8 protein-coding genes and 1 pseudogene are annotated in these 8,611 nt (G+C 52.0%); 2 read left to right on the forward strand and 7 right to left on the reverse strand.

Translation table 11 applies throughout. From position 1 onward, the window contains the following. Positions 1 to 2 precede the first annotated feature (2 nt). From tssJ to tssB, 7 genes are read right to left on the reverse strand one after another with little or no spacing between them, the layout of a single operon-like run. Positions 3 to 527 (reverse strand): type VI secretion system lipoprotein TssJ, encoded by a 525-nt coding sequence (gene tssJ / locus AACS80_RS23115; protein ID WP_135409501.1) that lies wholly within the window; start codon positions 525 to 527, stop codon positions 3 to 5. Next, positions 524 to 1,804, reverse strand: a complete 1,281-nt coding sequence (gene tagH / locus AACS80_RS23120) for a type VI secretion system-associated FHA domain protein TagH (RefSeq protein ID WP_339374558.1) — start codon at positions 1,802 to 1,804, stop codon at positions 524 to 526. Before tagH ends, tssJ begins: the two co-directional genes overlap by 4 nt. Positions 1,805 to 1,820: 16 nt before the next feature. Continuing rightward, a complete protein-coding gene (gene tssG, locus AACS80_RS23125; RefSeq protein WP_135409503.1) occupies positions 1,821 to 2,870 on the reverse strand; it encodes a type VI secretion system baseplate subunit TssG in 1,050 nt (349 codons plus the stop codon). Next, the gene (gene tssF / locus AACS80_RS23130; protein WP_135409504.1) at positions 2,834 to 4,675 is read right to left on the reverse strand and encodes a type VI secretion system baseplate subunit TssF; all 1,842 of its coding nucleotides are present in this window, start codon (positions 4,673 to 4,675) and stop codon (positions 2,834 to 2,836) included. Before tssF ends, tssG begins: the two co-directional genes overlap by 37 nt. A 5-nt stretch (positions 4,676 to 4,680) precedes the next feature. Continuing rightward, positions 4,681 to 5,106, reverse strand: coding sequence for a type VI secretion system baseplate subunit TssE (tssE, locus tag AACS80_RS23135; RefSeq protein WP_135409505.1), 426 nt, complete (start codon positions 5,104 to 5,106; stop codon positions 4,681 to 4,683). Positions 5,107 to 5,110: 4 nt separating this feature from the next. Then, positions 5,111 to 6,595 (reverse strand): type VI secretion system contractile sheath large subunit, encoded by a 1,485-nt coding sequence (gene tssC, locus AACS80_RS23140; RefSeq protein ID WP_135409506.1) that lies wholly within the window; start codon positions 6,593 to 6,595, stop codon positions 5,111 to 5,113. Between the two features lie 22 nt (positions 6,596 to 6,617). Beyond that, positions 6,618 to 7,121: a type VI secretion system contractile sheath small subunit gene (gene tssB / locus AACS80_RS23145; protein ID WP_135409507.1), complete on the reverse strand. Its 504-nt coding sequence runs from the start codon at positions 7,119 to 7,121 to the stop codon at positions 6,618 to 6,620. A gap of 702 nt (positions 7,122 to 7,823) precedes the next feature. Between tssB and AACS80_RS23150 the strand changes: the two genes are divergently transcribed. Both AACS80_RS23150 and AACS80_RS23155 read left to right on the forward strand, forming a co-directional pair. Further along, positions 7,824 to 8,342 carry an Hcp family type VI secretion system effector gene (locus AACS80_RS23150; RefSeq protein WP_135409508.1) on the forward strand — a complete coding sequence of 173 codons (519 nt, stop codon included), beginning with the start codon at positions 7,824 to 7,826 and terminating at the stop codon, positions 8,340 to 8,342. Positions 8,343 to 8,427: 85 nt separating this feature from the next. Beyond that, positions 8,428 to 8,611: pseudogene (locus AACS80_RS23155) on the forward strand (hypothetical protein); the annotation flags it as partial.

Below are 8,611 nucleotides of genomic sequence, written 5' to 3' on the forward strand. Positions count from 1 at the left end.
CGTCAGTTTTCCTCTTTTTTCATCTCAATCGCACTGGCGCGGATATGTACCAGCAGGCGATAGTGGTGGCCGATACTTTCTACCGGCTCAATTTGTTTCCATTCTGTGACCTGATCGTCTGAAAAATAGGCAATGACACCGATATAACCGGTTTTCTCATCCAGCTTGATCGGCGGCAGTGTTTTTACGGTATCCGGCAACAGGTTGAAGTCCTGGTGATCGATATAGTTTTTCCCTAGCACGTCGGGCAGCGCAGTTGTGGCAACCTGGTCGTAGTCGGCGGCCTGGAATTTGGAGTCGTCGCTCAGATAAACCAGTTGGACATCCACCGGCGCAGCTTCGCCGTCCGCCGTCAGGTTGCTGTCCGGCTCGGTCAGCAGCGTGATGGTCAGCTCGGTTGACTGATCCATTAACTTTCCGACCTGGATATCCGGATTACGGATCACCTGGCTGATTTTTTTCGCTGTTTCACAGCCAGTTAACACAACGCTCATCAGAACGCAGGCCAGAAACGCTTTGCCATTCATGCTTCCGGCTCCCGCTGTTTTTCTCGCAGCACCCGGTCATAGACTTGGGCATAAACTTCATTGAACAGCATTTCAAATCCCTGCTGTCGGCTGGAGGCCAGCTCATCGTAATAGTTGCTGTACATCTGCCATGCCCAGGCATCGTCCATTTTCTGGCGCAGTTCATGGCTGCGGCGGTATTGCGCAAAGCGGCGCATCAGGTTGCCCGGCGAGAATGCCTCCAACATGACATGCAACGCTTCCACAATCGCCGCCCGGTTAGCCTCTTCATGATGCCGGATGTTGCGCAGGCTTTCGCCGATGGCCGCAGGTGCTGCGAGATGTACCGGACTTTTACCCTCGGCGAACATGACGTTTAGCGCGGTGGCATAGTCCATATCAAGGCGCAACGGGTTGTCTTCCAGTGGACGCAGGTGTTTATCCGACAGGCTGTTCTGTTGTTGTTGCAGGCTCAGCAATCCCTTAATGGCGGCCTGTAACGCCCGTCCGGCCTCTTCGAGAAACTCATCTGCATCCTGAGAATCGTGCAGCGTCAGCGGACACTCCATACCGCGCAGCAGCGGGGTCACGGCCAGGTGGTACTGCGCCATGGCAGAAAATTCATCGCCGTCCTCATGACGGGCATTGCCGGGCGGCAGATCCATAAAAGGTGTATTGATCCCGTTTGCTCCTGTCAGATCGGAGGCGGGGGTAATGGGCCGGGAAACGCGTGGGGCGATCGGATCATCTGCCACCATCAGGCTTTCCGTCTGAAGTGCATGGAGAGGATCGCTGGAAAAACCGTGCGCCACCGTGGGGGCAAGCTGATGCTGGAACGGCATTCCCGGATACGCCGGTTGTCCCTCGGTGGTCAGCAGGGTGTCCGCCAGACTGTCGCGGTTCATCACAATTGTTTCCGGGGTTGCCATCCGCTCGTCGTAGGTGATCGCCGCGCCGTCATGCAGAAACGCTTTCATCGCCAGTGCGCCGAGCTGGATCTCATCGCCCTGGCGCAGGCGGATGAGCGCATCGGAAGAAACCGGGGCCAGATTAATCATCAGTCCCGGAGTCAGGCACCGCAGGCAATAGGCTCCGTCGTGCCGGATAACGGTACAGGCACGCGCAGCAATGCTTCCCGCCCGATCCTGTACCTGCCAGTGACATTCCGGCGTATGACCAATATCACCGCCGTTTTCGCTGAACAGGCATTTTGCGGCGCGTCCGCTTTCCAGTTCATTGCTATTCATCACCTGTAAAGTCAGTGATGCCTGGCGGGATTGCTGTTTTTCCTCAGCCATAAGTGATTCCATAGAATTATTCCCTGATTCGGATTGTGATGGCGGGCGGTACTTTCGGCTGACCAATAAAGCTGGTTCTGCCGAGGCGGGAGCTGGCCGGATCGCCAAGGCGCATCCCTTTAGCCTGCAGTGGAGCCAGGCACAGCCGTAAATCCCAGGCAAACTGGTCGCGCAGAATAAAGGAAAGGAACATGGTCAGCGGCAGATGATTTTCGCCATCGGGTAAAAATGAGAGATAACGCTCCCGCGACAGGCCGCCAATCTGCAACAGAAATTTTCCGCTGCGATCCGGCACCCGTGCGCCGAGGGTAAAATTAACGCCAAGTATGGAGCGTCCCGGAATATGTCCAGCCGTTTTTCCTTTCGGATTACGTACACCCAGCCGGTTCTGGTGTGCCGGATCAATGGTGACTTTACGCAGTTGCCAGCGTTCAATGGTGACATCCGGCAAATCAAAACAGTGTGACACCAGATTACAGATAACCTCCGGCGCGCGGCCTGGTGTTGCCAGAATTCCGGCGTAAGCCAGCATTTTGCTGTGGTTAATGGCAAGCCTGTCACGCACGCTCTGATTACCCAACCCGACCAGCGCGTACATGCGCTGTGAAAAGGTGTCAGTGCCGCCATTACGAAAGCAGATGTAGTAGCGGTATTTGCGCCAGGCATGGTAGGCAAACTGCGTCCAGCGGTGGCTGAACAGATCGAGGAATTCTTTCAGGCCGTCTTCGTTCTGTGCGGATTCCTGCGCCATCTGATCCAGATAATAGCCAGGTAGCGGCGACTGGCTGCCGGAAAAACCAAGGAACCGGGTTTGCAGTACATACTGTCCGTTCTGACTACGGGAAAGCGCACTCAGATCCGTACCAGGAAAACCGATACTGGCGTCAGAGCTGAAACGCACGATCTCCCGAGCAGGTTCGGTACGCAGGGAAATGTCCTTGCCCGACGCGCTATACCGACGGTATAGCGCCTCCATCAGCACATAGAAATTGCAGTTGCGCACATCCGCCGGTAACGGCGGTTTTGCCGCTATATCAGGGCGTGCTGGCCCATTTTCTCCCGCCATTCCCAGGCCTCCTGACTTTCCGTGTTGATGATTTTTAGACAGTGGTACGAATTGATGCTGGCGTAGAGAGCAAAAAAGTGCGATAGCACGGTACCCAGAAGATAAATTTCACCTTCGCAGATAAACGGATCGGGGCGTATCCACAGTGTGGTCGCCAGACCGCGAATAGGAACGCCTTTAAACAGCCTGTCAACAGGTTTGGTTTCGAGTTTTTCTATGGCATCCAGTTTCTGGCGGGACAACCTGGCCCGCTGTGGATGATGAGCACCCGGCAGGTCGAAGGTTCGCAGGATCTGGATCAGTGTCTCCCTGTCCAGCAGGGAGAGATAGTTCAGGTTCATCGCGGAAATCAGCGACCAGTGCATGTCGCCGTCCGTGACCGGCCAGAGCGGCTGCGTCGGGCGTATGACATTATGAAATGAGGCCACCGCCGGGTTTTTGTTGACGGCCACGCAGATATCGCCGGTATGCAGCCGGGCAGGGATCATACGGTTGGTACAAATTAATGACGTGGTGATCACATCATCATTAAACCGTGAGCTGTCCGGAATGCTGCCGTCCGCATGGACAAAGGCGACACTATGTTCAAGCCCGCGGTGAAACAGGGATGTTTTAGTCCGGTGATGCCAGTAGACGACTTCCCGCTGGCGGCTGTACTCCATCTGGTGCTGGAAACTTTCAAATTCGGGCCAGATACGCGCCTGGCTGCCAGGGCTGGAGTCAGTACCTGAAACTTTGACTTTACTGGTGACGGTGCTTATCTGAAAAATGTCATAAGCGTCGGGATGCTTATGGCTGGCACGCAGCGGATATTCCGCCATTCGTCCATCTGGTCTGACGGGTTCTGCATAGTGGGTAAATAGGTTAATTGCGGGCGTACAGTGCAGACGCAGCGAGTCTTGGCGTAGTTTGATGTCGGCAGGTAACGGGCGGTTAAAGTGCAGGCGTAGCGTAAATGCGCTGACCGGGAAATCGTCCGGTAGCGGCGCGACATCGCGCAGATGAAAAAAGAAGAAGGCTTCGGGATAGCAGAAATACTCCTGGAGTACCCGATAGCCGCTGTGGACATTTTTCGGCCACGGTAGCAGGGCATCCTGGTTGTCAAAACCAGCAGCTTCCAGCCACAGATCCGGCAGCGGCAGGCGGTACTCTCCGGCAATCAGTTCCGCATCCATCAGGCATTCGCAAAACCACAGATAAAGCTGGTGTCGGGTATAATCGTCTTCATTACCCAGCCAGAACGCGATTTTGTTCAGGTCAAGCATGGCGGGGGCGACATTGTTATCAGCGGCGAAACTGATATCGATGATGCCTTCTTTCAGGCTGCTGGCGTTGCGGGTGTCGAGAATGCGCAGTGGTTGCAGCCAGATATCGCGCGCCAGCGTGAAATGACAGGCTGGGAGTAACTCAGATTTATCTTTGCCGTCAGGCAGGGGTTTCCGGCCCGAAACGGTTGTCCGTGTTGTATCTGAACTTATCAGCTCATTACGACAGACCTGAACAGGAACTTTTAACTGACTGGCTTTGGGTTCATAGGCAATAACCGTCATGGCCGGAACCGGGCGTAAATAGTTGGCCCACAGCATACGGATCAGCCCATGGGTGAATTCGGGAAATTCATCCTCGAGTTTCTGGCGCAGGCTGCCGGACATAAAAGCAAAGGCTTCCAGCAGGCGTTCCACATCCGGATCGCCCTCTTTCTCGGCCAGAAAATGGGCCAGATGAGGTTTTTCCTGCGCCAGCAGTTTGCCAAGCTGGCGCAGATAATCCAGCTCTTCGCGGTAATAGCGTTCCTCAAAGGGCATGACGTTTACTCCACTCGGTACTGCTGGTGGCTGTCCAGCACGATGTCAAACTCAAGTACATCCCTGGCCTCGCTGAAATCAACACAAGCTACAATTCGAAAACGCAGCTCTAACGGTGCACTTTCATCCTGTGCGACGACGATAACAGTGACTTCAGCGATACGGGGTTCATAACGCAGAATGCAGTGCCTGATTTTCTGCGCAGTTGTATCCCTGAGATTCATGGAGACGGAGGCCATATTATCCAGATCGCCGATCCCCAGCACTGGTGAGCCATAACAACTGCCGGAGCGGGTATTCAGGACCTGTCGCAGGTTACGTCTGATGGAACGTATCAGTGCTTCTTTTGGATTCTGGTATGAAGGCGGGTTTGCCGCCTCACGGATACGTTCAAAAAGACTGCCGGTTGGTCCAGAATCCCGTCTTTGCATCGGATTATTCCTTATCCAGTCGTCCGACCAGGCTCAGGTCGAAACTGGCACCCATGTATTTAAAATGCGGTCTGACAGAAATCGCGACCTGGTACCAGCCCGGCTCACCATCCACATCCAGTACCTCGATCTTCGCCTGACGCAATGGCCGGTGGCTGCGGACTTCGGCAGGCGGATTCTCCTGGTCGGCCACATACTGGCGAATCCAGGTGTTCAGCTCGCGCTCCAGGTCACTACGTTCTTTCCATGAGCCAAGCTGTTCGCGCTGAATTACCTTGATGTAATGCGCTAACCTACTGATAACAAACAAGTATGGCAGCTGAGTGCCGAGTTTATAGTTGGTTTCCGCAGTTTTGCCTTCGGGGGTTTTGGGGAATGTTTTGGGCTTCTGCACCGAGTTGGCCGAGAAAAAGCACGCATTATCAGACCCTTTACGCATGGTCAGTGTGATAAAGCCTTCTTCCGCCAGTTCATACTCTCTCCGGTCAGTTACCAACACTTCAGTCGGAATTTTTGCCAGCATTTGCCCCATGGATTCATACAGATGCACTGGCAGGTCTTTGACTGCGCCGCCGCTGGAAGGGCCAATGATATTGGGACACCAGCGATATTTAGCAAAACTTTCCGCCAGGTTGGCAGCCAGTAAAAACGAGGTGTTCCCCCACAAATAAGACTCGTGACTCAGGCTGACGTCTTCATGGTAACGGAAAGTTTTGACAGGGTTCTCATCCGGCGAGTAAGGGTGGCGCAGCAGGAACCGGGGGGCGGTCAGGCCCAGGTAACGAGAATCTTCCGATTCACGCAGGGCGCGCCAGCGGGAATAGGCCGGGCCTTCAAAGATGGCACCCGGTTCTTTGATCCCCGGTAACTCTGTCCATGAGTCCAGACCGAAAAATTCTGATGATACTGACGACAGGAACGGGCTGTGCGCCATCGCGCTGACCTGGCTGATATATTTCAGCAGTTTCATATCTGGCGTGGTGTTCTTAAAGGCAAAGTTGCCGATTACTGCCGCTACTGGCTCACCGCCAAATTGTCCGTAACCGCTTGAATATACATGCTTGTAATACGCAGACTGCGTGATTTCAGGTGCAAATTCGAAATCATCCAGCAGTTCTTCCTGAGTGACATTCAGGAAATGGACTTTGATGTTTTCCCGTGTATCGGCCCGCTCAACCAGCAGTTTCAGCGAGCGCAGCAGGGATTCCAGTTCCTGAAACTCTGGGGCATGAATAATGGCGTCCATCTGCCTGCCGGTTCGGGCATCAATATCAGCAATCATGGAGTCAACAGCCAGGATATTGATAGGTTCAGCGCTACTGTCGCCCTGTAACATGGCGGCAATAAAAGCGCTCACGCCCTGGCGGGTGATATCGTAGCTTTCTGATTTAGGCTGGACGCGGGTCTGCGCCATGATTTCATCAAGCAGGGATGGGGTCGCGGCGGTTTGCGATGCGCTGACGGGAGCAATTTCTTCCTTTACTGACATACTGAAAATCCTTCTGTGAAAATTATTTCTGAACGGCGATGCCCAGTTCCTGGATTAACTGCTCACGGGTGTCTTCATTTTCCAGTAACGCCTGAAGTTGTGCGCGGAATGCCGGAATATTGCCCAGTGGAGACTTAAGTGCGACCAGTGCTTCACGCAATTCGAGTAGATGTTTTATTTCTGGTACCTGGCTGGCGATATGGTCAGGAGAAAGGTCATTCATAGATTTGACTTTCAGGTTGACGTACATTTGCTCATTGGGAGCGTCACTGAGTTCAGCCGGAACAACAAACTCCCGTTCAATGTCAGCTTCTGCAATGACTGCGTTGAGGTTATAGCGGTTGATCGCAATGGCAGTTCGCTCATCCAACGGCGTGTTATCTGGTTTCCCTTTCAGATTGCCGGTGATCAATAAATTCAGCGGCAATTCGATATCAGCAGCTATCCCATCAACTTTTGGCGTATATCGAACGCTGATTCTTTCTTTCGGCGCGACACTGCCGCCATCGTTGCTCATTTTGCTCATAAAAATGTTCCCGTTCAGGCCATGAGCACAGCATGTTCGTACTGCATAAAAATACCGACAATACCGTTTCAGTGGCAGTTAGATAATGTGACCTTTCTTCTGTTGTGATCGCTATTCTACTCATGAAATAAAATATTAAAAGAACTATTTATATTTTCGAAAGAAGGGTATCCTTCATGTGTAATACATGATAAAGAAATAAATCCTGGTGTTTATAGACTTCATGAATATAAAGGTATGATTAATTTAATATTATAAGACATTGATTTACATGCATTTGTTTGTTTGATTAATAAATTTTATGTATGGTTTTATTTATTGATTAACTGCTACTTATATTTCATAAGAAATTCCTTTAAGGAATGTCTTAATTAGGTGCTGGAACGATGGAGAAGTAAGTGGTGTAATAATTAATTCTTGACGAGTTTGTGAATTTTCTATGGGGGGAAGATACTTTATGGATAATCATGCTGTTGGTGTTGATATATTTTTAGCTTATGTGACCGTGTTCTGAAATTGACTAAAAATATATTTAAACCCCATAAAAGAGTTTTTCGGTAGGTGCTAATTACGTGTGCCTGCAACTTGAATAAATAAAATGGTGTGGTTCCTGATGTGAGCCGCATCGCACTTTAACCTGTCGGGGATTAACGACGGGTTATTCGTAAAACAGCAGTTGATAATTTCACAAGGAGTTCATAAATGCCAACCCCGTGTTACATTTCAATTACAGGTCAGACCCAGGGGAACATCACTGCCGGTGCTTTCACCGCAGATTCTGTCGGCAATATCTACGTGCAGGGACACGAAGATGAAATGCTGGTGCAGGAGTTTCTGCATAACGTTACTGTTCCAACCGATCCGCAGTCTGGTCAGCCTTCCGGGCAGCGTGCTCACAAACCGTTCATTTTCACCGTGGCGCTGAACAAAGCCGTTCCGCTGCTGTACAACGCGCTGGCCTCCGGTGAAATGCTGCCGAAAGTGGAGCTGCACTGGTGGCGTACATCTGTTGAAGGCAAGCAGGAGCACTACTTCACCACACGTCTTACTGACGCGACGATTGTGGACATGAACCTGCACATGCCGCACTGCCAGGCCCCTGCACAGCGTGAGTTTACGCAATTGCTCGCAGTATCACTGGCCTACCGTAAGGTTGAGTGGGAGCACATCAAATCCGGTACTTCTGGTGCCGATGACTGGCGTGCACCGCTGGAAGCATAAATCTGAGTCAACAACATCCTGCCTTCGTGCAGGATGTTGTTTTTGTACGTGTAAAAAATGAGTGTCAGTAAGGAGTTACGCTTTTATGAGGGAGATGGTGGATGCCGGGAACCCGGGCGGTAGCGTACCTGAATATGAGCGTAACGCTGTACTGGCATCCTCTGCTGCATGGTCAGTAGACAACCAGCGTTCTGTAAGTGAATCAAGGGAGGTCATATGCCCTCAGAAGGATTACGTTTCACGCTGTCGGTGGACGGCATTGTGGAGAT

This window comes from Escherichia sp. E4385, assembly GCF_963883145.1.
GTDB lineage: Bacteria > Pseudomonadota > Gammaproteobacteria > Enterobacterales > Enterobacteriaceae > Escherichia.

What these genes read in the sequence shown, in the direction of transcription:
- tssB (WP_135409507.1), bottom strand. Translation starts at nt 7,121, where the DNA reads ATGAGCAAAATGAGCAACGATGGCGGCAGTGTCGCGCCGAAAGAAAGA.
- tssC (WP_135409506.1), bottom strand. Translation starts at nt 6,595, where the DNA reads ATGTCAGTAAAGGAAGAAATTGCTCCCGTCAGCGCATCGCAAACCGCC.
- tssF (WP_135409504.1), bottom strand. Translation starts at nt 4,675, where the DNA reads ATGCCCTTTGAGGAACGCTATTACCGCGAAGAGCTGGATTATCTGCGC.
- tssG (WP_135409503.1), bottom strand. Translation starts at nt 2,870, where the DNA reads ATGGCGGGAGAAAATGGGCCAGCACGCCCTGATATAGCGGCAAAACCG.
- tssJ (WP_135409501.1), bottom strand. Translation starts at nt 527, where the DNA reads ATGAATGGCAAAGCGTTTCTGGCCTGCGTTCTGATGAGCGTTGTGTTA.
- AACS80_RS23150 (WP_135409508.1), top strand. Translation starts at nt 7,824, where the DNA reads ATGCCAACCCCGTGTTACATTTCAATTACAGGTCAGACCCAGGGGAAC.
- tagH (WP_339374558.1), bottom strand. Translation starts at nt 1,804, where the DNA reads ATGGCTGAGGAAAAACAGCAATCCCGCCAGGCATCACTGACTTTACAG.
- tssE (WP_135409505.1), bottom strand. Translation starts at nt 5,106, where the DNA reads ATGCAAAGACGGGATTCTGGACCAACCGGCAGTCTTTTTGAACGTATC.